At 47.8% G+C, this 26,186-nt stretch carries 27 protein-coding genes, 1 other RNA gene and 1 pseudogene; 10 read left to right on the top strand and 19 right to left on the bottom strand.

Annotated features, from left to right (window positions below):
- Nucleotides 1-18: 18 nt before the first annotated feature.
- The 11 genes and pseudogenes from QUE66_RS02175 to gyrA all read right to left on the bottom strand — a co-directional run bounded on the left by QUE66_RS02175 (nt 19) and on the right by gyrA (nt 13,789).
- Nucleotides 19-1,383, bottom strand: a complete 1,365-nt coding sequence (locus tag QUE66_RS02175) for a UDP-glucose dehydrogenase family protein (protein WP_286224188.1) — start codon at nt 1,381-1,383, stop codon at nt 19-21.
- A gap of 47 nt (nt 1,384-1,430) precedes the next feature.
- Entirely contained in the window at nt 1,431-2,642 is a 1,212-nt protein-coding gene (lapB, locus tag QUE66_RS02170; RefSeq protein WP_286224187.1) for a lipopolysaccharide assembly protein LapB, read from the bottom strand.
- Nucleotides 2,643-2,718: 76 nt separating this feature from the next.
- Nucleotides 2,719-3,054: pseudogene (locus QUE66_RS02165) on the bottom strand (integration host factor subunit beta); the annotation flags it as partial.
- A 40-nt stretch (nt 3,055-3,094) separates the two neighbouring features.
- Nucleotides 3,095-4,768 (bottom strand): 30S ribosomal protein S1, encoded by a 1,674-nt coding sequence (gene rpsA, locus QUE66_RS02160; RefSeq protein WP_108507959.1) that lies wholly within the window; start codon nt 4,766-4,768, stop codon nt 3,095-3,097.
- Nucleotides 4,769-4,881: 113 nt separating this feature from the next.
- The gene (cmk, locus tag QUE66_RS02155) at nt 4,882-5,547 is read right to left on the bottom strand and encodes a (d)CMP kinase (RefSeq protein ID WP_286224185.1); all 666 of its coding nucleotides are present in this window, start codon (nt 5,545-5,547) and stop codon (nt 4,882-4,884) included.
- A gap of 22 nt (nt 5,548-5,569) precedes the next feature.
- A complete protein-coding gene (aroA, locus tag QUE66_RS02150) occupies nt 5,570-6,889 on the bottom strand; it encodes a 3-phosphoshikimate 1-carboxyvinyltransferase (RefSeq protein WP_286224184.1) in 1,320 nt (439 codons plus the stop codon).
- Nucleotides 6,889-7,758, bottom strand: coding sequence for a prephenate dehydrogenase (locus QUE66_RS02145; RefSeq protein WP_286224183.1), 870 nt, complete (start codon nt 7,756-7,758; stop codon nt 6,889-6,891). Before QUE66_RS02145 ends, aroA begins: the two co-directional genes overlap by 1 nt.
- Entirely contained in the window at nt 7,755-8,891 is a 1,137-nt protein-coding gene (gene hisC, locus QUE66_RS02140) for a histidinol-phosphate transaminase (RefSeq protein ID WP_286224182.1), read from the bottom strand. The genes QUE66_RS02145 and hisC overlap by 4 nt, the downstream gene beginning before the upstream one ends.
- An 11-nt stretch (nt 8,892-8,902) precedes the next feature.
- A complete protein-coding gene (pheA, locus tag QUE66_RS02135; RefSeq protein WP_286224181.1) occupies nt 8,903-9,985 on the bottom strand; it encodes a prephenate dehydratase in 1,083 nt (360 codons plus the stop codon).
- A complete protein-coding gene (serC, locus tag QUE66_RS02130; RefSeq protein ID WP_286224708.1) occupies nt 9,985-11,079 on the bottom strand; it encodes a 3-phosphoserine/phosphohydroxythreonine transaminase in 1,095 nt (364 codons plus the stop codon). The genes pheA and serC overlap by 1 nt, the downstream gene beginning before the upstream one ends.
- A 28-nt stretch (nt 11,080-11,107) precedes the next feature.
- Nucleotides 11,108-13,789: a DNA gyrase subunit A gene (gene gyrA / locus QUE66_RS02125; RefSeq protein WP_286224179.1), complete on the bottom strand. Its 2,682-nt coding sequence runs from the start codon at nt 13,787-13,789 to the stop codon at nt 11,108-11,110.
- 146 nt (nt 13,790-13,935) lie between these two features.
- Here gyrA and ompA point away from each other — a divergent pair, with 146 nt between their 5' ends.
- The 4 genes from ompA to ssrA all read left to right on the top strand — a co-directional run bounded on the left by ompA (nt 13,936) and on the right by ssrA (nt 16,415).
- The gene (gene ompA / locus QUE66_RS02120) at nt 13,936-14,541 is read left to right on the top strand and encodes an outer membrane protein OmpA (protein WP_286224178.1); all 606 of its coding nucleotides are present in this window, start codon (nt 13,936-13,938) and stop codon (nt 14,539-14,541) included.
- A gap of 92 nt (nt 14,542-14,633) precedes the next feature.
- Nucleotides 14,634-15,332, top strand: a complete 699-nt coding sequence (gene ubiG / locus QUE66_RS02115) for a bifunctional 2-polyprenyl-6-hydroxyphenol methylase/3-demethylubiquinol 3-O-methyltransferase UbiG (RefSeq protein ID WP_286224177.1) — start codon at nt 14,634-14,636, stop codon at nt 15,330-15,332.
- A complete protein-coding gene (locus tag QUE66_RS02110) occupies nt 15,332-16,000 on the top strand; it encodes an HAD family hydrolase (protein WP_286224176.1) in 669 nt (222 codons plus the stop codon). The genes ubiG and QUE66_RS02110 overlap by 1 nt, the downstream gene beginning before the upstream one ends.
- A 56-nt stretch (nt 16,001-16,056) precedes the next feature.
- Nucleotides 16,057-16,415, top strand: a transfer-messenger RNA (tmRNA) gene (gene ssrA / locus QUE66_RS02105).
- Between the two features lie 35 nt (nt 16,416-16,450).
- Here ssrA and QUE66_RS02100 read toward each other — a convergent pair.
- Complete coding sequence (locus tag QUE66_RS02100; RefSeq protein ID WP_286224175.1) at nt 16,451-16,801, bottom strand: hypothetical protein; 351 nt, start codon at nt 16,799-16,801, stop codon at nt 16,451-16,453.
- An 86-nt stretch (nt 16,802-16,887) separates the two neighbouring features.
- On the opposite strand from QUE66_RS02100, the gene QUE66_RS02095 reads away from it, so the two are divergent.
- Nucleotides 16,888-17,466 (top strand): hypothetical protein, encoded by a 579-nt coding sequence (locus QUE66_RS02095; RefSeq protein ID WP_286224174.1) that lies wholly within the window; start codon nt 16,888-16,890, stop codon nt 17,464-17,466.
- Here the strand turns inward: QUE66_RS02095 and QUE66_RS02090 are convergent.
- Genes QUE66_RS02090 through QUE66_RS02080 form a run of 3 tightly spaced genes read right to left on the bottom strand, consistent with a single transcriptional unit; the run spans nt 17,444 to nt 20,224 of the window.
- Complete coding sequence (locus QUE66_RS02090; protein ID WP_286224172.1) at nt 17,444-18,796, bottom strand: NAD(P)H-dependent oxidoreductase; 1,353 nt, start codon at nt 18,794-18,796, stop codon at nt 17,444-17,446. The two genes, QUE66_RS02095 and QUE66_RS02090, sit on opposite strands and share 23 nt — an antisense overlap.
- A 9-nt stretch (nt 18,797-18,805) precedes the next feature.
- Nucleotides 18,806-19,663 carry a pirin family protein gene (locus tag QUE66_RS02085; RefSeq protein WP_286224171.1) on the bottom strand — a complete coding sequence of 286 codons (858 nt, stop codon included), beginning with the start codon at nt 19,661-19,663 and terminating at the stop codon, nt 18,806-18,808.
- Between the two features lie 3 nt (nt 19,664-19,666).
- Nucleotides 19,667-20,224: a carboxymuconolactone decarboxylase family protein gene (locus tag QUE66_RS02080; RefSeq protein ID WP_286224170.1), complete on the bottom strand. Its 558-nt coding sequence runs from the start codon at nt 20,222-20,224 to the stop codon at nt 19,667-19,669.
- A gap of 62 nt (nt 20,225-20,286) precedes the next feature.
- Between QUE66_RS02080 and QUE66_RS02075 the strand changes: the two genes are divergently transcribed.
- Entirely contained in the window at nt 20,287-21,081 is a 795-nt protein-coding gene (locus tag QUE66_RS02075) for a sulfurtransferase (protein WP_286224168.1), read from the top strand.
- 6 nt (nt 21,082-21,087) lie between these two features.
- Here the strand turns inward: QUE66_RS02075 and QUE66_RS02070 are convergent, their stop codons facing one another.
- A complete protein-coding gene (locus QUE66_RS02070; protein WP_108507945.1) occupies nt 21,088-21,390 on the bottom strand; it encodes an antibiotic biosynthesis monooxygenase family protein in 303 nt (100 codons plus the stop codon).
- 68 nt (nt 21,391-21,458) lie between these two features.
- On the opposite strand from QUE66_RS02070, the gene QUE66_RS02065 reads away from it, so the two are divergent.
- Genes QUE66_RS02065 through QUE66_RS02055 form a run of 3 tightly spaced genes read left to right on the top strand, consistent with a single transcriptional unit; the run spans nt 21,459 to nt 23,494 of the window.
- Nucleotides 21,459-22,439, top strand: coding sequence for a D-2-hydroxyacid dehydrogenase family protein (locus QUE66_RS02065; RefSeq protein ID WP_286224167.1), 981 nt, complete (start codon nt 21,459-21,461; stop codon nt 22,437-22,439).
- A 3-nt stretch (nt 22,440-22,442) separates the two neighbouring features.
- Nucleotides 22,443-22,973, top strand: coding sequence for a chromate transporter (locus QUE66_RS02060; RefSeq protein ID WP_286224165.1), 531 nt, complete (start codon nt 22,443-22,445; stop codon nt 22,971-22,973).
- Nucleotides 22,970-23,494 (top strand): chromate transporter, encoded by a 525-nt coding sequence (locus tag QUE66_RS02055; RefSeq protein ID WP_286224164.1) that lies wholly within the window; start codon nt 22,970-22,972, stop codon nt 23,492-23,494. Before QUE66_RS02060 ends, QUE66_RS02055 begins: the two co-directional genes overlap by 4 nt.
- Here QUE66_RS02055 and crcB read toward each other — a convergent pair.
- The 3 genes from crcB to QUE66_RS02040 are packed head-to-tail and all read right to left on the bottom strand — an operon-like array spanning nt 23,487 to nt 25,250.
- Entirely contained in the window at nt 23,487-23,873 is a 387-nt protein-coding gene (gene crcB / locus QUE66_RS02050; protein ID WP_286224162.1) for a fluoride efflux transporter CrcB, read from the bottom strand. The two genes, QUE66_RS02055 and crcB, sit on opposite strands and share 8 nt — an antisense overlap.
- A gap of 24 nt (nt 23,874-23,897) precedes the next feature.
- Nucleotides 23,898-25,067: a cyclopropane fatty acyl phospholipid synthase gene (gene cfa, locus QUE66_RS02045; protein WP_286224160.1), complete on the bottom strand. Its 1,170-nt coding sequence runs from the start codon at nt 25,065-25,067 to the stop codon at nt 23,898-23,900.
- Between the two features lie 45 nt (nt 25,068-25,112).
- Complete coding sequence (locus QUE66_RS02040) at nt 25,113-25,250, bottom strand: hypothetical protein (RefSeq protein ID WP_199908516.1); 138 nt, start codon at nt 25,248-25,250, stop codon at nt 25,113-25,115.
- Between the two features lie 243 nt (nt 25,251-25,493).
- Here QUE66_RS02040 and QUE66_RS02035 point away from each other — a divergent pair, with 243 nt between their 5' ends.
- Entirely contained in the window at nt 25,494-26,162 is a 669-nt protein-coding gene (locus tag QUE66_RS02035; RefSeq protein ID WP_286224159.1) for a site-2 protease family protein, read from the top strand.
- Nucleotides 26,163-26,186 lie beyond the last annotated feature (24 nt).

Genomic DNA, 26,186 nt, shown 5'->3' with positions numbered 1-26,186 from the left:
CTAAATTTAATTCAAATGTTAATTATGCCGACCAATTCCGTAATACTCAAAACCGAGGTCGGTCATGGACTGAGGTTCATACAAATTACGCCCATCAAAAATGATCGGGTTCTTCATCGCCTGTTTTAGATGATCAAAATCAGGGCTACGGAACGCCTTCCACTCGGTCACAATGATTAATGCACTGGCCCCTACTAAGGCATCCTCAGGAGTTTTTACTAGGGAAATTTTTTGAAGCTGATCTGGTTTTCCTTGAAAATCGATCTCAAAGGCGTGTTGTGCCTCAGGCATTGCAACTGGATCATGAGCCATCACCTCTGCACCACGCTTGACTAACTCAGAAATAATATAGCGACTAGGAGCCTCACGCATATCATCCGTGTTGGGTTTGAATGCCAAACCCCATACTGCAAATCGATGCTTAGAGAGGTCATCACCAAAACGTTTGGTGATCTTCTTGATCAAGATTGTTTTTTGGCTCTGATTGACTGCCTCGACGGCCTCTAAGATTTTTAGGTCACGCCCATGCTGTAAAGCTGTTTTGGTCAAGGCTGATACATCCTTTGGAAAGCAAGAGCCACCATAGCCTGTTCCTGCGTATAAAAATCCATAACCAATCCGTGAGTCGGAACCAATCCCCTGGCGAACGGCCTCAATATCAGCGCCAACCGCATCGGCTAAATTGGCAAGCTCATTCATAAACGAGATGCGCGTTGCTAGCATTGCATTGGCAGCATATTTTGTAAGCTCGGCACTCTTTACATCCATGTAATAGGTGCGCTCATGATGACGATTAAATGGTGCATAGAGTTTGCGCATCAGTTCTTTGGCACGCAGTCCTGCGGCATCCTGATTGGTGCCAATCACAATGCGATCGGGGCGCATAAAATCCTCAACCGCAGCACCCTCCTTCAAAAACTCAGGATTGGAGACCACTGAGCACCATGTGAGATCCAAATTGCGCTTTTTTAATTCCTCGGTAATGGCTTGAGTCACTTTATCTGCAGTACCAACTGGCACCGTTGACTTATCAACGATGACTTTGGGACCGTTCATATGTTTGCCAATATTGCGTGCTGCCGCAATCACATACTGCAAATCGGCCGAGCCATCTTCATCTGGCGGGGTACCCACGGCAATAAACTGAATTTCACCATGCTGAACAGCCGCTGCCACATCGGTCGAAAATTGAATGCGTCCAGCCGCGCGATTACGGGCGATCATCTCTTGCAACCCCGGTTCGTAAATTGGAACTCCGCCCGAGTTTAAGATATCGATCTTTTTCTGATCGAGATCTAAACAGAAAACCGTATTACCGAGTTCGGCTAAACATGCCCCGGTAACTAATCCCACATATCCACTTCCAACAATAGTGACTTTCAATCTTTATTCCTCATTCAAAGTACTTACCAGATCATTTGAGTGATTGATTACATCGACGGGCCGCTCGGAACAGCGCCCTCAGTCCGTCGGGGTGAGTATGCCTCCCAATGATTACAACCAGGGCACTGCCAATAAAAACGCCTTGCCCGAAATCCGCAATTGCCACAGGTATAACGCGCCAAAGCAGTTGTCCGCTGCTTGAGTAACCCAAGGGTAGACTTAAGATCGGCTACCCGTGTCTCGGGACCCGTCACTTCTGCCAAGGCTAAACGCGTCTCCGCCAGTTTTGATAAAGCACTGAGTGTCGGAGAATGTTGCATGACATCAACCAACATGGCTTCGGCCGCCTGAGCCCCCCGAATTTGCATCATATGCTTATGCACGATGTCCAAGAGCTCCCCAATGGCTTGGGTTTTGAGAAGAACGAGTAATTGATCTAAACCAAGATCGACTTGGTTGACAGCATGATGTGCAGCCATCCACCGATCGGCTACTAAATGCATATAAGCGGGATTCTCTTTCGCCACAATTGCCCAGACATCAATCGCCTGTTGGGGGCGCTCATTGGCCAAGTAGTAATCACCCTGCAAGATTAAGGCTCTGGCATGGTTTGGAATTGCGGATAGGGCGTGATGGATGGCCCCATCTGCCTCAGGAAAATCAGCGCGTCTTAGCGCTTCTTGGGCAATCTCGCAATAAAACTGCGCAATCTCTAATTGATGGCTTTTATCCTGCAAGCCCTGAAGTTCATTAGCAGCAATAATGGCTTTTTTCCAGTCCTTCTCAATTTGATACATCTCGAGAAGACTTTCTTTGGCGGGTACGGCATATTTGCCAGCACCGACTTGATTGAGAGATGCCTCAGCTCGGTCTAATAGACCGGCACGCAAGAAATCGCGGCCTAACTCATATGCGGCATGATCTCGATCGCGCGGTTTCAGATCTTCACGGTTGGCCAGATGTTGATGAACGCGAATTGCTCTTTCGGTCTCACCACGACGTCGAAACAAATTACCCAATGAAAAATGCAGATCCACCGTCTCTGGATCCAATTGGGCAACCTTGACCAAGGTTTCAATCGCCTGATCTGGCTGCTCATTGAGTAATAAGTTTAAGCCCTTGAAAGTTGAGCGTTGCTGTTTAAGTCGTTCACGCTCTTCCTGCCTTGCCTCTAAGCGTAAATCCCAGCGAGAAGCTAGCCAACCCAAACCAAAAAAAATGGGGATTAGGAGTAACCAACCAGTTTCAATTTGAATCATTTCAGTGGCAAATGAATAGACGTACTATTTTTAGATCCCTAAGAGATCTGCCACCACAGGATTAGGCACCCGAGCTACCCGAGTCAGAAGTAATTTTTTGATCAAGTGGCTTGTAGTCAACGCGCTCACGGAGCTCTTTACCCGGCTTGAAATGCGGAACACGCTTTTCTGGGATAAGAACCTTCTCACCCGATTTGGGATTGCGTCCAGTCCGAGCGGGACGATGATGCAAAACAAAGCTGCCCACACCACGTAACTCAATACGCTTGCCTTCAGCTAAGGCTTGGGTCATGGTGTCTAGCAAGGTTTTTACTGCTAGCTCAACATCCCGAGGCAGGAGTTGCGGGAATTGCTCCGCAAGACTCTCAACCAGCTCAGAACGGGTTATCGCTTGGTGCTCTTGATCTGACATAGTCTAATTAGCCCGCCACCCAAAGGGTGGCGGAATCACCTTAGCTTTGATTATCCATTTTCGCCTTCAACAGGGCGCCAAGATTGGTTGTGCCAGAGCCAGCATCACCCTGTAACTTATTCATGGCATCTTGTTGATCAGCGCTATCTTTTGCCTTGATCGATAAATTAATCGAACGTGATTTACGATCAATATTAATGATCATGGCAGTGACAGAATCACCCTCTTTCAGAGCATTGCGCGCATCTTCAACGCGATCGGTTGAGATCTCTGAGGCGCGCAGATAACCTTCGACCTCATCAGCGAGGGCAATCACAGCACCTTTAGCATCAACACTCTTCACGGTACCGGTGACCATGCTACCTTTATCACTAGTCGATGTGAAGTTGTTAAAGGGGTCGCCTGACATTTGCTTGATGCCAAGAGAGATACGCTCCTTCTCAACATCAATTGCCAAAACAACAGCTTCCAATTCATCGCCTTTCTTGAAGGCCTTAACAGCCTCTTCGCCAGGCTCATTCCAAGATAGGTCAGACAGATGAACTAAGCCATCAATTCCGCCAGGCAAGCCAATGAAGACACCAAAGTCCGTGATGGACTTAATTGCGCCTTTGATCTTGTCACCCTTTTGATGGCTACGTGAGAACTCTTCCCATGGGTTTGCTTTGCATTGCTTAATACCCAAGCTAATACGACGCTTATCTTCATCAATGTCCAGAACCATCACTTCTACTTCGGTTCCCAAAGCAACTGCTTTACTTGGAGCCACATTCTTATTGGTCCAATCCATTTCAGATACGTGAACCAAGCCCTCAATGCCGCTCTCGATTTCAACGAATGCACCATAATCGGTCAGATTGGTGACCTTACCAAATAGGCGTGTATTGGGTGGGTAACGACGAGCAATACCAACCCAAGGATCATCGCCCAACTGCTTAATGCCTAATGAAACGCGGTTTTTCTCTTGATCAAACTTCAGAATCTTAGCGGTTACCTCTTGACCAACAGTCAACATCTCGCTGGGATGACGCACACGACGCCAAGCCAAGTCAGTAATGTGGAGAAGGCCATCAATACCGCCAAGATCAACGAATGCACCGTAATCGGTAATGTTCTTAATGGTGCCCTGAACAACGCTACCCTCTTGGAGGTTAGACATCATCTTCGCGCGCTCTTCACCTTGGCTGGCCTCAACCACGGCACGACGCGAAAGAACAACGTTATTGCGCTTACGATCTAGCTTAATGACCTTAAACTCCATGGTCTTGCCTTCATAAGGGCTGGTATCTTTAATTGGACGGGTATCGACGAGCGATCCAGGTAAAAAGGCACGAATGCCATTTACCATGACGGTCAAGCCGCCCTTAACCTTACCGGTCACTGTACCGGTAACGATCTCAGCCCCTTCAAGAGCTTTCTCGAGGTTCATCCAAGACGCAAGGCGTTTTGCTTTGTCGCGTGACAAAATCGTATCACCATAGCCATTTTCTAAGGCGTCAATTGCGACAGATACGAAATCACCAGGGTTGACTTCGAGCTCGCCCTGGTCATTTTGGAATTCTTCAACGGGTATAAATGCTTCGGACTTTAAGCCGGCATTCACAACCACAAAATTATGATCAATACGAACGACTTCGGCCGAAATAACCTGGCCGGTTTTCATATTAGAACGGGTTAGGGATTCTTCAAATAGTGCTGCAAAAGATTCAGACATGAGGTTCACTTTGTGCCGCCAATTACTGACGGGTTAGGTTAATAAAACTCAAGCTAGCGGTTTTTACCGTAGGTGCTAACTTAAGCGCCAAACTTCAACTTCTACTTTCACTTCTAATTTCTATTTACTTCTTGGTACCAAGACAGTACCTGCTCAACTGCCTGATCAATCGATAAGTTCGAGGTATCGAGCAAATGCGCCCCTTCAACTTGTTTTAGAGGCGCGGTTGCTCGTTGAATGTCTCGAGCGTCTCGTTCCTGCAAATCTTGCAAAAGGACATCCATTCTAGCAGAAATTCCCTTAGCGATCAATTGCTTATATCGACGCTCCGCCCGAGCCTGCACACTAGCCGTTAAAAATACCTTCAAAACAGCGTCTTTAAAGATCCGGCTAGCCATATCCCGACCATCGGCCACTAAGCCAGGAGCCCTTCGAAACCCTCTTTGGAGGGCCAAAAGGGCATCCCTCACCTCTGGATAAACTGCAATTTGGGATGCCAAAACCCCAATGGATTCGTCTCGAATGGCCTCTGTGACATCCTCACCATCCAAGAAAATGAGTCCATTTTTAAACTCAATCTGTATAGTGAGGGCAAGCCCACCCAAGGCGCGGCAATCGGAAGGTGAAATACCCTTTTGCTGGCTAGCAAGCGCTACTAGACGATACAGGGCGCCGCTATCTAAATAATGGAACCCAAGACGGTTGGCAACTTGCATGGCCACGGTACCTTTACCTGAGGCAGTAGGTCCATCAATTGCGATAACCGGGGGAAGACTCAACCCAATACTCCTTTATAGGAAATTAATACGTGATTCGCGCTAACTCTGAAAAGTAATGCGGAAAGGTTTTAGCAACGCATAAAGGATCATTAATTAAGATTGACTTTGGACCGAATGCTGCTAAAGAGAAACACATTGCCATCCGATGATCATCATAGGTATCGATTCCCTGCGGTGGAGTCTGCCATTGCTCATCAGTTAATGGATGAATCTCAATAAAATCCTCGCCCTCATGAACCACTGCCCCTAATTTACGCAACTCGGTTGCCATGGCCGCAATTCGGTCTGTTTCTTTGACCCGCCAGCTGGCGATCTTCTCTAAGCGAGTTTTTCCTTGAGCAAATAACGCCATCATAGCGAGAGTCATCGCTGCGTCTGGGATTGTGGTGCAGTCAATCGTAATCCCTCGCAATCTACCATCGACATGAATAACGCCGCTGGTCTCAAGAAAATCATCGCCACGTAGCACTCTTGCTCCCATTTGTTCGATGGCATCTGCGAAGGCAATATCCCCCTGAATGCTATTTTTACCAACCCCAAGAACGCGCACTGGGCCACGGCCTAGAACGCCGGCAGCCAAAAAATAAGATGCGGAGGATGCGTCGCCCTCGACCCAGAGTGTTTGAGGGCTTTTGTATACGGCCCCAGCTTGAGTGGGCGTAATCACAAACTGATTGGGCGTTGGGTTGCTTACCTCAACCCCAAACCGGGCCATCAATTGAATTGTGATGTTGATGTATGGTCTAGAAATTAATTCACCGATCACTTCGATCTGAATTGGTTTACGGGCTACGAGAGGCAGTGCCATCAATAAAGCCGTAAGAAATTGGCTGGAGACATCGCCCCTAACCCGAATCACCTCTGGCAAGACAAGCTTGCCTGCATGGATTTGAATGGGCGGATAACCGACCACTTGCTCATAATCAATCTGCGCGCCAATTTGCGAGAGTCCGTCAACTAAATCACCAATCGGTCGCTCGTGCATCCGCGGCACTCCAGAGAGTCGATACTCACCCTCTTGCATGACTAATGCTGCAGTGAGCGGCCTAATGGCAGTTCCGGCATTTCCCATGAATAAGTCAGCGCGCTTGACCGGGAAAACGCCAGCACAACCTGTCACTTCGCAATCATAACCACGATCCTCAGCCTTTACGCCCAATTGACGCAAGGCGTTGCGCATCACCTGGGTATCATCGGCATCAAGTAATTGCTTAAGAGTAGTCGTACCGCTTGCTAACGCAGCAAGCAACAAGGCGCGATTCGAAATACTTTTTGATCCAGGCAGGGTCATCTGACCCTTGGCGCCTTGGAAAGGTCCAATCTGCAATGACTCGCTCGCCATTACGACTCTTCCCACCGTTTGCGAGCTTCACTGGCTTTCAGAAAAACTTTCTCGAGCGCTTGCGAATCCTCCTTGGCAATCAGGTCACGAAGAGCATTTGTAATCACGAGATACTGGTCTAGCTCTTTCAAAATCGCTGATTTATTAGCAAGGCAAATATCGCGCCACATCTCAGGGCTCGAAGCGGCAATCCGCGTGAAATCCCGAAATCCAGCCCCAGCGTGGCCAAGCTTTTGCTCAGCATCTTCGGAGTTCAGCACGCTCGTCATTAATGCGTATGACAGCAAATGAGGCAAATGCGAAACCGCTGCGTAGATTGCATCATGCTGAATCGCTGATATCCGTTTAATGCGCGACCCCAATGCCTGCCAAAAACTCTCAACCAGAGCCACATCTGCTGCCGAGTTCTCTTGCAACTGACAAATAATGGTTTGTTTTCCGTGAAATAAATCGGCCTTCGCTGCCACCACACCATGCTGCGCACCACCTGCAATGGGATGGGCCGGAACAAATTGACAGGCCTTCTTACCCAAAACCTCTTTAGCCGCCGCAATCAGATCACTTTTAGTACTACCGGCGTCAGTAATCAATGTGTGCGGATTGAGATGTGGCTCAATCGTTTGAAAACATGCGCGCATTTGCGCAACAGGCACGCACAAAATAATCCACTGGGCTTTTTTACTTGCGCCCACAAGATCATCGATGCGATCAATCGCCCCTAATTTTTTAGCCTCTTCAAGATTGCTTTCACTTCGACCGACGCCGATCACTTCGGTAACGACCCCTGCCTTTTTGAGCGCTAAGCCGATGGATCCACCAATCAAACCAACGCCAACAATGGCGACTGTTCCAAACTGATTTTGGCTCATGCAGTACCCTGTGGCTTACTTAAAATGGCGCCAAGCGCTTGAATGCAAATAGTATTCTCTTCTGGCAAGCCGATGGAGATTCTGAGCCACTGAGGTAGCCCATAATTGCCAACGGGTCGTACAATCACGCCCCGCTTTAATAACTCACGGTTGACGCGTGCACCCGCTTCGTCATCATCGCCCACCTTCACTAAAACAAAATTTCCAGATGAGGGCAGATAGGTTAAGCCCATTTGCTCAAATGCCTGTGTCAATTGTTGATAACCGGCTCGATTTAACTCATAGCCTTGTTGTAGAAATGCTTCGTCACCTAGAGCTGCAATAGCAGCGGCTTGCGCCAAACTATTCACATTAAATGGCTGTCGAATCCGGTTTAATAAATCAGTTAAATGGGGTTGCGCGATACCATATCCAATACGTAACCCTGCTAATCCGTAGGCTTTTGAAAAGCTGCGCGAGACCACCAAATTAGGATATTTTTTTACCCAAGCAATCGCGTCGTAGCGCTGCTCTGGGGAAAGGTACTCGTTATATGCCTCATCTAACACGACCACGACATGCGCAGGCATCTCAGATATAAATGCTTCAATCGCTTTTGGCTGCAAGTAACTACCGGTTGGATTATTTGGGTTCGCTACAAATACCAACTTGGCAGTCTCCCCGAGTGATCGAATGGTCTGCAGCATGGCCGGCAGATCATGCCCGTAACTTGCATCAGCAGCAACCTCCACTGCTTTTGCGCCAATCGCTTGCGTTGCCAAAGGGTAAACTGCAAACGCGTGTTTAGAAAATACGACAGCATCACCAGCGTGTGCTACCGCTCTAGCGGTAAGCTCCAAAATATCATTGCTACCATTTCCCAAGGTAATCCAGTCTTCTGGGACCCCCAGCCGCTTGGATAAAACGCGCTTAAGCTCAAAACCATTGGAATCTGGATAGCGGCCCAAATCATTGGCAGCCCGCAACATCGCTTCCTTAGCCGATGTTGGCATACCCAAAGGATTTTCATTGGAGGCCAACTTTACGATCGCGCTTTCGTCTAAACCAAACTCACGCGCTACCTCGCTAATGGGTCTACCACCAACATAGGGTGCAATTGCATGCACATGATCTAAGCCAATTTTTTTGGTCATGAATCAGACTCTTAATTTTTAGCGCGGGGATAGGAGCCCAGGTTTTTATAAAAAGCAGCGATGGTTTTTAACTCAGAAATCGCAGTGGCCACTTTGCCATCACTCGCATGCCCATCAATATCGATATAAAAATGGTATTCCCAAGACCCCTTGCGGGCTGGTCGTGATTCAAACCGCGTCATGGACACTCCATGTTTTGCTAATGGACCTAACAAGTGATGAACGGCTCCAGGTTGATTGGCGACCGACAGCACCAAAGATGTCTGATCATGACCGCATGGTTGACATGCATATTGGCCGATCACGACAAACCGCGTACGATTGTTTGGATCATCTTGAATCTGCGCTGAAACAATTTGCAAACCATAAGCCAATTGAGCCGGCTCACCAGCAATCGCGGCAATACTTGGATCTTGACTGGCCATCCGTGCAGCCTCGGCATTACTACTAACAGCCTGCCGATGCAATTGAGGCGCATGCATACTTAACCATTGTTGGCATTGAGCCAAGGCCTGAGCATGAGCGCAAACTGTTTTTACACCATCCAAACTTCCATGCTTAGTTAAGAGGTGATGCCGAATGGGCAAGACTACCTCACCACTAATTTGCAATGGACTTTCTAGCAATAAATCCAAGGTTCGCGAAACAGCGCCTTCACTGGAGTTCTCAACAGGCACTACCCCAAAAGTAGAGACCCCTTTTTCAACCGCCTTAAACACCTCATCCAAACTCGCACATGGCAAGCCGTCAATCGACTGCCCAAAAAATTCATGCGCCGCCTGTTCCGAGAAGGTGCCGGTTGGACCCAAATAAGCGATAGTTTGCTTGGATTCAAGTGCACGACATGCTGACATGATCTCGCGCCAGATCGCAGCAAGGCCACCTGGCAGCAACGGGCCAGGATTCTTTTGTAAAACATTCTGGATTACCTGGCTCTCTCGCTCAGGACGAAAAATAGGGGCTGATGACTCATTTTTAATATGGCCAACCGCTTGGGCCGCCTTTGCGCGCTTCGATAAAAGCTCCAAAAGCTCTTGATCGATCGCATCAATCTGGGCACGTAGCGGAGCTAAGCGCTGATCATCATTTGACATTAGGCACGCCTTTCGAACTCACGCATGAACTCCACCAAGGTCTCAACGCCAGCAATTGGCATGGCATTGTAAATACTAGCGCGCATCCCTCCTGCGGCCTTATGACCTCGGAGGGCTGCCAAACCTGCAGCACTGGATTGCTCCAAAAACTCTGCATTTAAACCTTCGTCTTTCAGAAAAAATGTGACGTTTGTTCTCGAGCGACACATTGGATCCACGCGATTTTCATACAAGGAGCTTCCATCAATCAACTCATAGAGCATGTTTGATTTCAATTGACTACGGCGCTCCATCTCTTCTACCCCACCTTGCCGCTTGATCCATTCAAATACTAAGCCCGAAACATAAATTGGGAAAGTGGGTGGAGTATTGAACATCGATTGATTAGCCGCCTCCTTGGCCCAATCCCAGATTGAGGGGGTAATAGGCATCGCATGCCCCATCAAGTCCTTGCGCACAATCACAATGGTGACCCCCGCGGGACCAATATTCTTCTGTGCGCCAGCGAAAAGTACGCCACACTCGCTCACATTCATCGCTTTTGAAAGAATATTGCTCGAGATATCAGCAACCAATGGGGTCTTGCCAAGCTTTGGAAACCCAGCAAATTCAACGCCGCCAATCGTCTCATTAGCGCAGATATGCACATAGGCCGCATCTTCGGACAAGGTCCATGTTCTTTGATCTGGAATCGACCGAAACCCCTGCGCCTGGGAACTCGCAGCGATGTGAGCTTCCCCATATTTTTGTGCTTCCTTGACTGATTTCTCAGACCAAATCCCGGTCACCACAAAATCTGCCTTGGGTTTCTTGGCTAAGGGCATCAGGTTCATCGGAATCGCCGCATTTTGACCAATCCCCCCACCTTGCAAGAGCAAGATTTCGTAATCGTTTGGAATGCGCATAAGCTCGCGAAGATCGGCTAAGGTTTTTTCATAGACCGCCATAAACTCTTTGCTGCGGTGACTGATTTCCATCACACTGGCACCGAGGCCCTGCCAATTCAACAGTTCATCGCGCGCTTGTTCCAAAACCTCACTTGGCAAGGTTGCTGGGCCCGCTGCGAAGTTATAAATGCGGCGGTCAAAACTCATCATGAAGTCCGGTTAGTCGAAGCTTTGATTAAGCATCAGGCGCTGCATCGGATTTGCCATTGCCCTGCTCATCACTCATGTCATCGCCATCCTCATCCGAATCACTCTCTGCGATGCGCTGCAATCCGGATAAATGGGTTCCCTCATCGACGTTAATTAGAGTGACGCCTTGTGTGGCGCGACCCATCTCCCGAATCTCAGAAACCCGAGTACGAACGAGTACTCCACCAGTAGTAATCAACATAATTTGGTCTTCTGGGGAAACCAGAGCAGCCGCAACTACCTTACCATTCCGCTCGCTGGTCTGAATCGCAATCATGCCCTTCGTGCCGCGCCCATGCCGGGTGTACTCGGCAATCGGGGTGCGCTTACCGTAACCATTTGCGGTCGCAGTTAACACACTATTTGGTGCTGCGGCATCTTCAACTGCTTCCACTGACCCCTCTGCAACTTCGGCAGGAGCAACTAGCATCGCAATCACTTCTTGCCCATCCGACAAATTCATGCCGCGGACACCACGCGCGGTACGACCCATGGGTCGTACGTCATTCTCATCAAAACGAACGGCTTTGCCTGCATCTGAGAACAACATCACATCATGCTTACCGTCTGTAATGGCTGCTCCAACCAAAAAGTCGCCTTCATCCAAGTCAACCGCAATGATTCCGGCCTTACGAGGATTCGAAAAATCCGATAAACGGGTTTTCTTCACGGTGCCTCGACGAGTTGCCATAAATACATAGTGATCCTCTTGATAGCCCTGAATCGGCAGAATCACTGTAATCTTTTCACCCTCAACCAGTGGGAACATGTTGACAATTGGCTTACCGCGCGAAGTCCGACTTCCTTGGGGAACCTCCCAAACTTTTAACCAATACATCCGACCTCGGTCAGAGAAACACAAAATCGTATCGTGGGTATTGGCGACAAACAGAGTATCGATCCAGTCCTCATCTTTAGTAGCCGCAGCTTGCTTACCTCGACCCCCACGCTTTTGCGCCCGGTATTCGCTTAACGGCTGACTCTTCATGTATCCAGCGTGCGAAAGCGTAACCACCATATCGGTTGGGGTAATTAGATCTTCAGTAAACAGCTCTGTGGCGTTCATTTCAATATAAGAACGACGACCCGAGTCGCTACCTTCTGAACCAAACTCTGCCTTCACCTCAAGTAACTCAGTTTCAATGACTTTGGTAACGCGCTCAGGCTTTGCGAGCAGATCCAATAAATCAGCAATCTGATCCATCACCTCTTTGTACTCATTCACGATCTTGTCTTGTTCAAGACCAGTTAAACGCTGCAAGCGCATTTGCAGAATTTCTTGGGCTTGATCATCCGACAAGCGATATAGTCCGCTATCTTGCATGCCATATTCTGGCAAGAGGCCCTCGGGCCGGAAGGCATTGCGACCACCGGGAGCCTCGCCCTCAGCGCGGGCCAGCATCTCACGCACTAACGAAGAGTCCCAGGCCTGTGCCATTAGCTCCTGTTTGGCAACTACTGGATTAGCGGCTGCCTTGATGATGGCAATGAATCGATCGATATTGGCAAGGGCAACCGCTAAACCCTCAAGCACATGACCCCGTTCGCGGGCTTTGCGTAACTCGAAAATGGTGCGCCGGGTAATCACCTCACGGCGATGCGCCAAGAAATACTCGAGCATTTGCTTGAGGTTAAGGAGCCTTGGCTGATTGTCGACCAAGGCGACCATATTCATACCGAAGTTATCTTGAAGCTGAGTACTCTTGTATAAATTATTGAGAACGACTTCGGGCACTTCACCGCGCTTGAGTTCAATTACGACTCGCATTCCCGACTTGTCAGACTCATCGCGCAAATCCGAGATGCCCTCAATTTTTTTCTCATTGACCAACTCGGCAATGCGCTCAAGCAGGTTTTTCTTGTTCACCTGATAAGGTAACTCGTCCACAATAATGGCTTGACGCTGACCCTTGTCCATGTCTTCAAAATGGGTCTTGGCGCGCATCACAACTCGGCCACGCCCAGTGCGATACCCCTCACGAACTCCCTGAACGCCATAAATAATTCCGGCAGTTGGGAAATCAGGCGCCGGAATGATCTCAATGAGCTCATCGATCGTGCAATCCGGCTGATGCAAGACATGCAGACAGGCCTTGATCACCTCATCCAAATTATGGGGAGGAATATTGGTGGCCATACCCACCGCAATACCAGAGGAGCCGTTAATGAGTAGGTTAGGAACTTTTGCAGGCAGGATAAGAGGTTCTTTTTCACTGCCATCATAGTTAGGGCCAAAATCAACGGTTTCTTTGTCCAGATCCGCTAATAGCTCATGGGCGATCTTACGAAGACGAATTTCGGTATAACGCATCGCCGCGGCATTATCGCCATCGACCGATCCGAAGTTACCCTGACCATCGACCAACATATAGCGCAAGGAGAAATCCTGGGCCATGCGGACAATCGTGTCATAAACCGCCGTGTCGCCATGGGGATGGTATTTACCAATCACGTCACCCACGATACGGGCCGATTTCTTAAAAGCCCGGTTCCAATCGTTGTTTAATTCATACATGGCGTACAAAACCCGGCGGTGTACGGGTTTTAAGCCATCCCGTACGTCTGGCAAGGCTCGGCCGACGATTACGCTCATGGCATAGTCCAAATAGGACCGCCGCATTTCGTCTTCTAGGGATATCGGGAGAGTTTCTTTAGCGGCTTGTTCCATCTCGAAATAATATCATTTCACAGGCCCATAACCTGTGCTAATATTCTGATAGTTGGTAACTATTTATGTTGTAGCGCTTTGGGCTTTTTTGGGCTTTTAGGCGATTCGGTTGCATTAATTTATTAAATGTTTTTTGAGGATAAAAAATGAACAAAACCCTAAAACTGATTCTTGCTGCAGTGATTACGATTTCTGCCGGTTCAGTCATGGCCCAGCCAAAGAATGTTGATAACTGGGTAAACTCCACCGGCACTCCATGGAGAAACGGTGACGGTACACTCTGCTGGCGTGACGCTAGCTGGACCCCAGCAACCGCCGCTCCAAATTGCGACGGCTGGCTCGCTCCTAAGCCTGCTGCTGCTGCGAAACCAGCTCCAAGCAAAGTGACCCAAAAGAAAATCACTCTACAAGCCGATACTTTGTTTGACTTTGATAAGTCGACTCTCAAGGCGGAAGGTGTTGCAACCCTGAACAAACTCGCTCAAGACATCAAAAAGATGAAGCTTGAGGTGGTCATCGTTGTTGGTTACACGGACAGTGTTGGTACTGATGCTTATAACATTGCCCTCGGTCAGCGTCGTGCCAATGCTGTTAAAGCGTTTTTGACTAATGCTGGAGAGGTTGATCCAACCCGCGTTTACACCGAAAGTAAAGGTAAAGCTGATCCAGTCGCTAGCAATGCAACTGCTGAAGGCCGCGCCAAGAACCGTCGTGCTGTAATCGAAGTAGTTGGTACACAAGCTGTTAAGTAATTTAGTCCACTGGACACTAAAAGCCCGGCTTGCCGGGCTTTTTTATTGCTTTTTTTGTATAGTCTTACTTATTCCTTTAAATGGTATTTTCAATGAGCAATGTTGACCAAGGTGAGATTGATAAATTTAGCGCCTTAGCGCATCGCTGGTGGGATCCGACCAGTGAATTCAAACCTTTGCATGCAATCAACCCCTTACGACTAGGTTGGATTAAATCGATCACTAATTTAGATGGTAAACGAGTACTCGACGTCGGATGTGGCGGCGGCATTCTGGCTGAGTCGCTCTCCAAGTCAGGGGCAACAGTAACTGGTATTGATTTATCGACCAAAGCGCTCAAGGTCGCTGAATTGCACCAATTAGAGAGCGGTACTACCGTGCGATATCGCTCGATTTCAGCGGAGGATTTAGCAAAAGAAGAGCCCCATTCATATGACGTGGTCACCTGCATGGAAATGCTTGAGCATGTACCTGATCCAGCCTCCGTGGTGCAAGCTTGTGCAAATCTCTGTAAACCTGGTGGGCATCTCTTCTTTTCCACCCTCAATCGCAATCCAAAATCCTACCTCTTTGCAATCATTGGCGCGGAGTATATTTTGCAACTCCTCCCCAAAGGTACTCATCAGTATGAGAAATTTATCAAGCCATCTGAACTGGCACAATTTACTCGGACTGCCGGCCTAGAGGTATTGCAACTCAAGGGTATGACCTATAACCCCATCACACAAATTTATCGCTTGGGTAGCGATACGGATGTGAATTACATGATGGCAACCCGCAAGCCTCAATAATGGGCACGCCAGTATTTGAGGGGGTCTTTTTTGATCTCGATGGCACGCTCGCGGATACCGCACCAGATTTAGTTGCAGCAGCCAATCGTCTGCTAATTGCCAATCAGCGTGCGCCCATGGCCTATGAGGTCCTCCGACCCATGGCATCTGCTGGAGCGCGGGGACTAATCCAGAAAAGTTTTGGGATTGATCCCGATCATCCTGAGTTTATTTCCCTGCGCGATCGCTTCTTAAACTTTTACGAAGAAGCGCTCTTGGTTCACAGTAAGCTGTATGAGGGCATGGAAGCGCTTTTACAAGAACTTGATGAGCAAAAGATTCCTTGGGGTATTGTCACCAATAAACAACAACGATTCACCCAACCGCTCACAGAGCAAATGGGCTTACTAAAAAGAGCCCATTGCGTGGTCTCAGGCGATACCACGCCCCACTCCAAGCCCCATCCAGAACCGATTTTGCACGCCGCTCGCTTGGCTAAGGTCGATCCAAAGAGAGCCATTTATATTGGTGATGATATTCGTGACATTGTGTCTGGTAAGGCTGCTGGGATGCAGACAGCAGCCGCTCTCTATGGCTATTGTGGGTGCGAAGAGCCGCCGCACGCCTGGGGTGCAGACTACCTGATTCATCGCCCACAGGATCTGCGCCAAATTCTGTTTGCCAATTAGGTGTGCAAATTACTCCACAAAGACTTAAAATAGTGGTCCTAGTGTGAAAATAATTCGGGGTCGACATGGTTTCGACGTGGATTACAAAGCATCAAGGGCATACCGAGGACCCGTTATCTCGTAAATCAATGGGAATGCAATAACTGCTAACGACGAACGTTACGCACTAGCCGCTTGATTGCGGCTGCCCCTGAACTGATTCTCTCTTGGGTCAGGTAGCGCAAGCTACGTCAGGGTCATATACAAGAGATAAGATCAGCCCGCGTCACGAGAGTTGATACGAAAACTGAGTGAATCGCTAATGCAAAGCGTGTCGATTCGCGTTGCCTTAGTTAAATTAAATAATTAGACTAAGTATGTAGAACTTGTTGTAGCGTGTTTGCGGACGCGGGTTCGATTCCCGCCGACTCCACCAATTTAAGGTTGGAACTGTTTAAAACAGCTGCCAACTTAAGGTGTTTGTAGAACACTCTCCATCTGCATGGAGAGCTTTTCGTAGTGGCTGAAAGCCAATTTCGTTGGGACGATGTGCTTTTTGCGAGCATCGGCTTTATCAATTGACAACTTGATATAACCCATCGCCTGCAAATTTTTGATCCGTCCATGAAGTGTTGCCTGAGAGCCAAGCTCATGGGCAGTTAATAAGTCTCCAACCAAGATCGTTTGCTGGCGATCCCAGGCCAACATCACCCGATTTAATAACTGCTCCTCAATGGAATCTAATTTTTTTCCGGGATTGATCCGATCCAAAGTATCCAAACAGTTGAGAAAACGTAAATACGATAGAGAGCGGTGTGACATGAATTTAATTAGAATTGGTGAATAACATGCAAATGTGAACCATATACCAAACAAACTCGAATCGCAATAATCGTTGTCAATTTTTCATGAGCCAAGCAAATTATTCAAAGGAATCAATCCTTTCTGCAAAGACAATCATTGCTTGCGCTCTCGTTTATAGCTTTCTTTTTTATGCCAATGATTGGCTTACTTCATTTTTAGAGGCAGCCCCTGGTGTCAACTGGATTTACCTTCCCGCAGGACTCAGGCTATTTTTAGTTCTTATTTTTGGTTTGTCTGGAGCACTTGGGATTGCGATTGCCTCGACCTTAATCACTTTTGGTCGCGATCTTGGTGATGACATGATTGGCATTCTTGGCATCGGCCTTATTTCAGGATTTAGTCCCTATTTAGCCCGCCTAATCGTGATTCATAATCTCAAAATTAATCCGGATTTGAGCAACCTCAATATACAGATAATCGCTATTAGCGTTTTGGTCTTTGCTCTTTTGAGTACCGGATTACATCAAGTGTGGTTTGTAATAGTGGGCATCCCGAGTGGCAGTCTCTCCAATGCGATTGCGATGCTCATTGGCGATATTTTAGGAGCCCTGTTATTTATTTCCATCTGTAAATTTGGAATTGATCTTTATAAGAAATTTGTTAAGGGAGAATCGCTCCCTTAAACGATTGCTCCATTTCCATGCGAATTTTGTAAGCATCGGTGGTTTTATCGATTAGTACATCATCCCAACAAAGACTTTGTCCTTTTTTCACCGGTCTGATGACTTTAATCTGATGCGCTAAGCCTAAAGGTAATCCGCCCATGGTATGTGATTTCTTGGCGGGTAGTAATTTCCCCCAAACGGTATACCCACCCTCACCATCTAATCGATCACCCGGATTTAGGTCGCGCTTGGCGGTTGCGATGACATCGGCATTCCAACAATAGGGCACCCCGGTTGCTTCTTTACGGAGAGCAACGCTGGCTACCGACAAACCAACCTCTAGTCCGATTAAATGCCAGCGCTTATACAGCGTGAAATACCGTCCACTTGGATCGGTATGGGCTTTGTACTCTTCAAAGCAATTCTTGATGTAATCAGTCTCTGCTTCAACCGTGACCCAAACCCCCATGCGAATGTCATAGGGTATTTTTCGGCCATCCTTTTCTAAAGAAGAGATCACTTCGACCATCCCTTTACGTTCTAAATGGCCACCCTCTGAAATCGGTCGTGTTACGACAGGAATATCTTCAACACTGGCTGGAGGGTATAAAAGACCGTTACTTGGTACAGCTAATCCCGTCGCATTGGCGACTGCAGTGGATTCGATTGCAGGCTTTGAACCATCCAAAAAACTATTAAACATTTTGGGATTGAGACCACCCCGTTTTGCCTGTTCAGGAGTTAAACCGTAGTAATTCCAGACCGTTTCTGGGGTTGAATCCGCATAGTGCGGCAACCACTGATGACCTCTACCAGCAGCCACGACTGGGAAGCCACAGGTGCGAGCCCAATCTACCAGATCACAGATTAAGGCCGGCTGATCGCCAAAAGCAAGGGAGTAAATGACGTTCGCATCTCTCGCTTTTTTGGCTAACAAGGGTCCACAAAAGGCATCTGCCTCCACAGTGACATTCACAACGTGTTTACCCTCTGAAAATGCCCGTAAACAATGCTCAACTGCTGCGATTGGATTACCTGTGCATTCCACAACAACGTCAACTGCTGGATGCCGCACAATCGCTTGCCAATCATCGGAAACATAGCACGTACGCTCACGAAGCGCCGAATCAATTGATGAAGCCTCTAATTGAGTTGCGTCCCAGCCAACGTTACATAAATTCTGTTTAGCAAGCGCGGGCATCAAATCCGCCACTGCAACCAATTGCACCCCAGAGGTTCTAGGAATTTGGGCCAGATACATCGAACCAAATTTACCGGCACCAATTAGTCCAATCCGAATCGGTTTTTGCTCAGCCTCACGTTGTAAAAGTTGTTGATAAAGACTCATGGCTTGCTCTTAGGGAGTAGTTAGTCGATTCTGTTGATAATCTGCAATTGCTTGCATAATCTCTTCTTGGGTATTCATGACAAAAGGGCCATGCTGAACAATCGGCTCATGGAGTGGTTTTGCAGCAAGCCAAATGGCTTTAGCCCCCTGAGCGCCAGATTGCATCGTCACTTGATCACCCTCACCCAAAACGAGCGCCGCCTGACGTGGTACTCGCTCCACTTGACCACCAAGGGCTAAATCACCTTCGTAGACATAGAGAAAGCTATGGTGCGAGACTGGTATTGGATGACTAAACATCTCATGACCCAAGAGGTGAATATCAAAAAATAAAGGTTCGGTACTTAATCCATGAATCGGGCCCTGGATCGCAGTGCCATCGGGCGACTGGCACTCCCCAGCAATCACCTTAACTAATCCACCTTTCGGTAAATGAACTCTTGGAATGGATATATCTTGAATATCTTGATAACCTGCTGATTTCATTTTTTCGCGAGCGGGCAAATTAATCCAAAGCTGAAACCCGCGCATCGCACCACTTTCTTGCTGGGGCATTTCTGAATGAATTATTCCGCGACCGGCCGTCATCCATTGCACGCCACCACTTTTTAAGTGGCCACGATTACCCAAGTGATCCTCATGCAACATGTGACCCTCGAGCATATAGGTCACGGTTTCAAAACCGCGATGTGGATGGGGTGGAAATCCAGCAACATAATCATTTGGATCGTTGGATGAAAACTCATCGAGCATCAAAAATGGATCTAGGCGCTGCCGATCTTGACCGCCCAAACTGCGACGTAAGCGAACGCCCGCCCCATCAGAGGTTGCAACACTTGGAATCACCTGAATAATTTGACGATCCATTACTTAAGCCTTGGGAGCCTGATCTTCGGGATGAATATCTAAAGCAATCAGAAAGCGTGACACCATGTTGTACGCTGCAATCACCGTTACCAACTCAACTAATGCAGTATTGCCTAAAGCTTCTTGCAGGCGCTTCATCAACGCAGGATCAACCTGAATGGCTCGGGTCATTTGTAAGGTTAGTTCGAGAGCGTCTCGCTCTAATGAGCTAAAGGAGCTAGGGTCAAAGTTGTTACCTCCCAAATACCGCATTGCATCGACTTGGGCTTGTGTGCCTCCTGCTTTCAGAAAAGGTGGGGCATGATGGAAGAACTCATACTCGGCACCATTGAGAACTGCAACACCACACATTCCCAGTTCACGTAACTTGGGATCGAGTGAGAGTTGCTGGCGCACATTACCAATAAAATGATTCCAGCCGCGGGCTACTGGCTCACTATGCAACAGCATCCGGTCCAGATTAATCAGCTGGCCACCGCGACGTTTGCGGATCTCGGCAACCAGATCTGCAGGCTCCGCTAAATCTAGGGGTTGGTAGGGAATTAAACGATCGTTTTTCATTAAATGATGGGGTGGGTTTCAGTGCTATAAGTGTACCGATAAACTTGGTCGATAATACAGTCATGAATCATGAGCGTCCGGGCTCAAACGCCCTTTCCATCCTCAATATTGCTGGCTATCAGTTTGTCCGTCTAGGCGAGCTTGATCAACTAAAAGAATCACTCTATCAAGTTGCCTCAGAGCTTCACCTCAAAGGAACAATTCTGCTATCAGAAGAAGGGATTAATTTATTTCTGGCTGGTCTCGAGACCAACATTCAGAGTTTTCTGGCCTTTTTACGAAATGATCCACGACTGGCATCGTTTCAAACAAAGGACAGTTGGTCAGCAACGCAACCGTTTCGTAAGCTTTTAGTTAAGATCAAAAAAGAGATTATTCGCATGAATCATCCGACGATCGCCCCGGAAAAAGGTCGGGCGAAGTTTATCTCTCCGCAGAAATTAAAAGAATGGCTTGATCGGGGCCAAGATGATCTGGGGCGCCCTGTAGTGATGATTGATACACGCAATGGATTTGAGGTGGAATACGGAACATTTAAGAATGCATTGCATTTCAACATCAATAAATTCAGTGAATTTCCGCAAGCAATTGAGGCGCATCTCCCGGAACTAAGTGATAAGACTTTGGTCAGTTTTTGTACAGGTGGAATCCGCTGTGAAAAATCAGGGCTATATTTGCGAGAACGCGGTCTTGAGCATAGCTATCAATTAGACGGTGGGATCTTGCAATATTTTGAAGATATTGGTGGCGATCACTATGTGGGTGATTGCTTCGTCTTTGATGAACGCGAAACTCTAGAGCCCAGCCTTGCTGCTAAGCCCCAGGGCAGACTCAAGCCCAAGAAAAATCAAGCTTAGTTAAACCTAGTCGGACTTACCGACTAAATTGAAATGCTCAACGGCAGGCGCTTGGGTAAAAAATGGGCCCACAATGCTGCGCCATTCGGTAAACGCTGGGGATCCCCGAAAATCAACCATATGGTTCTCAAGGGTGTCCCAATAGATCATCAGTAGGTAACGATTGGGGGACTCAATGCTGTGATTGACTTTAAAGCCCCGAAAGCCCTTAGCAGGAGCGATGGTGGTGCGCACTCCCCGTAAAATTGCCTCATTAAATTCAGCTTGCTTACTTTCATCGATACGAATATCAACCACTTCTAGAATCATTTTGTTTCCTCAAGATCACGGTTAAACATCAATTATCATCGATTTATTCATTGATTCTGCGAATTTCTATGCATACCAAACCGATTATTGCTGTCTTAGGAGACTACGAGCGCTGCTTGCAAGACTATGCGGATTGGTCACCAATTCAAGCGCACTCTAAACTGCGATTTTTTCATGAACCTCTCTCCGGGGAATCGCTCTATGAAGCTGTTCATGATGCAGATGCGATTGCTTTGGTCCGTGATCGGTCTCCCTTTGACGCATCACTCATTAAGCGCTTACCTAAGCTCAAATTATTTGTTTTTACTGGAACACGCAATGCTTTACTTGATCACACCGCCCTCCTCCATCAAGGGGTAACGGTCGCTTGTACACGCGGCGGACCATCCAAAGAAACCACCACTGAGCTAACTTGGGCCCTCATTCTGGCTACCAGTAAGCGGGTGGTCGATCAGTCTCAGATGATGAGTGACGGGCAATGGCGTAATGCCCATTCCGTATTACCCATGCTCCACGGGCAACGTCTTGGGATTATTGGACTAGGCGGCATCGGTAGCTTAGTCGCCAAAGTAGGCGCTGCATTTGGAATGGAATTGGTTTGCTGGAGTCCGAATATGACCCATGAACGCGCCAATGCCGCTGGGTGCGAGTTCTTGCCACTAGAAACCCTTCTTCAAACCTCAAAAATTGTGAGTTTGCATTTGGTTGCCAGCGAGCGCACCAAAGGCCTCATTCATCGGGATCGCTTAGCGATGATGCGAGCAGACTCTATCTTGGTAAATACCTCGCGCTCAAGCCTGATTGTGACCAATGATCTGATCGCGGCTCTCAAATCCGGTAGACCAGGTCAGGCTGCCCTCGATGTCTTTGATCAAGAACCACTTCCAAAAGACTCTGAACTGCATCGCATCCCAAATTTACTAATGACCCCCCATTTAGGCTTTGTGGCTGAGCCTATTTTTCAGGGTTTTGCCCAAGGTCTTGTTGATACGCTTGATGCTTGGCTCAATGGCAAGCCTGTACCGATGCCCTACCCTGCCAATTCATAAGCCATGCGGCACAGCCCAGCTCATTTATTCATTACTTTCACATTCATTGGTTTATCGGGCTTTGGTGGCGTTCTGCCGTGGGCCAGGCGAACCTTGGTGGAGCAAAAACAATGGCTCAGCTCTCAAGAGTTCAATGCGCTCTTGGGAGTCTGTCAGTTAGTTCCTGGTCCTAATATTGTTAACCTTGCGGTGTGTGTAGGCGAGCGTTTTGGGGGCGTACGAGGAGCATTCGCCGCTGTTGGTGGGTTGATGCTGGCTCCCATGACCGTTGTGATTTTGCTGGCCTTACTCTACGACCATTACGGAGAGTTTGAGCGGGTGCAAGGTATTTTGCGAGGCATCTCTTCCGTGGGGGTTGGCTTAATCGCTGCTACAGGATTTAAGATGCTCAAAGATGAATTGAGTTACCCACCAATGCTAATGGTGATTTTGATTAGCATCGTGATCGCTACGATCTATCAGTTAGCGCTTGGCTGGGTCGTTGCCATCACCTTGCCGCTTGCGCTATTGGTTGCTTGGAGAAAAGCGCGATGATGATCGGCCTCTTAGGACTGTTTATCAAACTGTCGTTGTTCTCATTAATTGCATTTGGCGGGGTCAACGCTCTCCTCCCAACCTTGTATGACATTTCGGTCAACCAAGAGGGTTGGATCGATCCTCAAACCTTCATTCATTACTTTGCGATTGCGCAAGCGGCACCAGGGCCTAATCTATTAACCGTTACCTTAATTGGTTGGAATGCCTTTGGCTTAGCGGGCGCCCTCTTAGCAACTTTAGCCGTTTGCTGGCCATCGTGTATTTTGATTTTTTATCTACAGCGGGTGATCGCAAAACTGCAACATTTGCAGTGGAAAAAAACCATTGAGTACTCAGCAAGCGCCCTTGCAGTTGGCTTAGTGCTTTCATCTGCCTGGCAAATTGCCATTCGCATTAATGGCAATTGGGCAGCCTATGCATTAACCATCTTTAGCATTCTGTTTGTCTTGCTCAGTAAGCGTCATCCTCTCTATCTAATTGGACTCGGTGCAATCCTGGGATTTTTTGGTTTTATTTGAGAGCATGAACAGTCCAAATCCCTAGAAAAGTTAGTAATAAGGATCCGCAGACATGCATGAGGGCGAGGCCTAAAGCGAGCATCAATTGATCTCGCTGCATCAACTGCACAACCTCTGCCGAGAAGCTTGAGAACGTAGTCAGCCCACCCAAGAACCCGGTGATGATAAAAAGTCGCCATTGTGGAGAAATCGTTGGTTGATCCATGTAATACGCCAAAGCAATACCTACTAGATAGGCGCCCAGGAGATTAGCGATTAAGGTTCCTGCGGGGATCGTAGAAGAAAATGATTCGGCAAGAACATTAAACCAGGCGCGTAAGAGCGCCCCAAGGCCGGCTCCAAAAAAGATGGCGGCAATGGATACAGAAGTAGTAGACATTCCCATAACTGGGATTATGAGGGATTAGAAACTGGGACGATAGCCCAGATAGGTTTGCTGGCGTTCGCGCTTAGTTAACACCAGTTGCCATAGTTGCCCTTGGCCAGAGCGGAAAAATCCAGCGCAACAGCACAGGTAATAGCGCCACATCCGATAAAAACGCTTGGAATACTGGGTTTGTAACTGCGGCCAAGCGCGCTCAAAATTACTTAACCATGCCATCAGCGTTTTGTCGTAGTCGTGTCCAAAGTTATGCAAATCCTCGACCAAAAACCGGCGCTCTAATGCTTGCGATAACTCCACTAAAGATGGTAAATGCCCATTCGGAAAGATATAGCGATCAATCCAAGCATCCGTTTTTTTAACCGTTGCGTAACTGCCGATGGTGTGCAAGAGAAAAATTCCTTGATCACTTAACAAGCGATGAGCGATATCAAAGTACTCTGCATAATTTTTTTGCCCAACGTGCTCAAACATCCCAACTGAAACGATCTTATCGAACGATCCCGTAAGATCTCGATAATCAATTAAACGAATTTCAACTGGAAGACCTTGGCAATGTTCGATAGCTAAGGCCCGCTGCTCGCTCGATACGGTGATACCTAAAACCTTCACACCATAGCGCTCCGCCGCGAATTTAGCCAACCCACCCCAACCACAACCAATTTCTAATAGCGACTCACCTGGCTTTAACTGAAGCTTCTTACAAATCAAATCAAGTTTATGTTCTTGTGCCTCGGTTAAATCCTTTGCATGAGCCCAGTAAGCACAGGAGTAGATCATGCGTGGATCAAGCATGGCCTCAAACAGATCATTGCCCGCGTTATAGTGCTGCTCACCCACCTGAAAGGCTCGATCTTTGGATTGCAAATTAAATAGTTTGGAGCGGGCGATTTCATAAAGAAGGCGGACTTTAGCGAAACCCTGCACGCTCTCATCTAATTCATCACGCATTAAACGATAAAAGAACTCGTCTAGACGCTGGCAGTCCCATTGCCCATCCATGTAGGATTCACCAAGGCCCAAAGACCATGTTTGTAAAATCCGATCAAAAACCATCGGGTCATGAACTTGCATGTCCCAAGCTTGAGTACCGTTAACGGCAATACCGGCTTGCTGAAGAATTTGTTGGAGTGCAGCAGGGGCTTTGATACCCCCGGGAGGTGAATAACTTGCGGAATTACTTGACATCATGGCAAGTGATACCGGCTTACATCATCGTGCTAGAAGCACTGGCATTTAACCAAATACGTAACCCATATGGGCTGCAACCAAGGCAAACAAAATCGCTAGGCTGGTAGCGGCTGCCAACATCACAATTAGGGTAATCATCTTTTTGTTGATGACGTCTTTGCTTTCATTTTGCCATTCGTTCATGGTCTGCCCCTTTATCTAAACGATATAGTCAATATTATCCACACTTTAGGTGATTATCGGCCCCGACCAGCTTTTCGCATCATGCCCTTACCACCCCCAAATCCTTGTTGTGGCTTGCCCCCCATACTTTGAGGGCCCTTCCCGACCGGTGGGCGGGCTGGAAGCTTAGGTGCCTTCACGGCGGATTTAACTAGGGGTTTCTTCTCATCGGTCACAATAGTCTCCTCTCGATATGATCTTAATATGATTTCTGACTATTCTATCCAAGCTATTGCAATTAATGCGATTCCCTTGGTTTTTGCCATTACGATTCATGAGGCTGCTCATGGCTATGCAGCCAAACGCTTTGGCGACAACACTGCTTTCTTGCTTGGTCGTGTCACGCTTAACCCCCTAAAACATATTGATCCGATTGGCACTGTTTTAATCCCGATTGCACTGATTTTGGCAAACTCCCCCTTCTTGGTTGGTTATGCTAAACCGGTTCCAGTGCGCTTTGATCACTTGCGCAATCCTCGAATCGATATGATTTGGGTCGCACTCGCTGGGCCTGGTTCTAATTTTTTTCAGGCGATCGCTTGGGCTATTGCTTGGATTTTGCTTCAAGGGTCAGGTATTAATGAGCCGTTTTTGATCTCCATGGCTAAGGCGGGGGTCTTTTGGAACATTGGACTCTTGGTCTTTAATTTATTTCCCCTCCCTCCATTGGACGGTGGCCGCATTTTGGCAGGCTTGTTACCGTACCGCCAAGCCCTGTTATTAGGTAAATTAGAGCCCTGGGGCTTTTTTATTGTGTTGGGACTCGTGTTTACCGGAATTATTTCTCAATGGTGGATGGTTCCCTTAAGTGAGTTCTTCATTTCGATCGTGCGGGGCCTCACCTACCCCATCAGGATGATTTTTGGAGCTTAATGAGCTCACAAGGACTGTCTTATC

The organism is Polynucleobacter sp. HIN6, assembly GCF_030297575.1.
Lineage (GTDB): Bacteria > Pseudomonadota > Gammaproteobacteria > Burkholderiales > Burkholderiaceae > Polynucleobacter.
The sequence above is the reverse complement of the archived record's forward strand: the minus strand, read 5'-3'. Positions and strand labels throughout refer to the sequence as shown.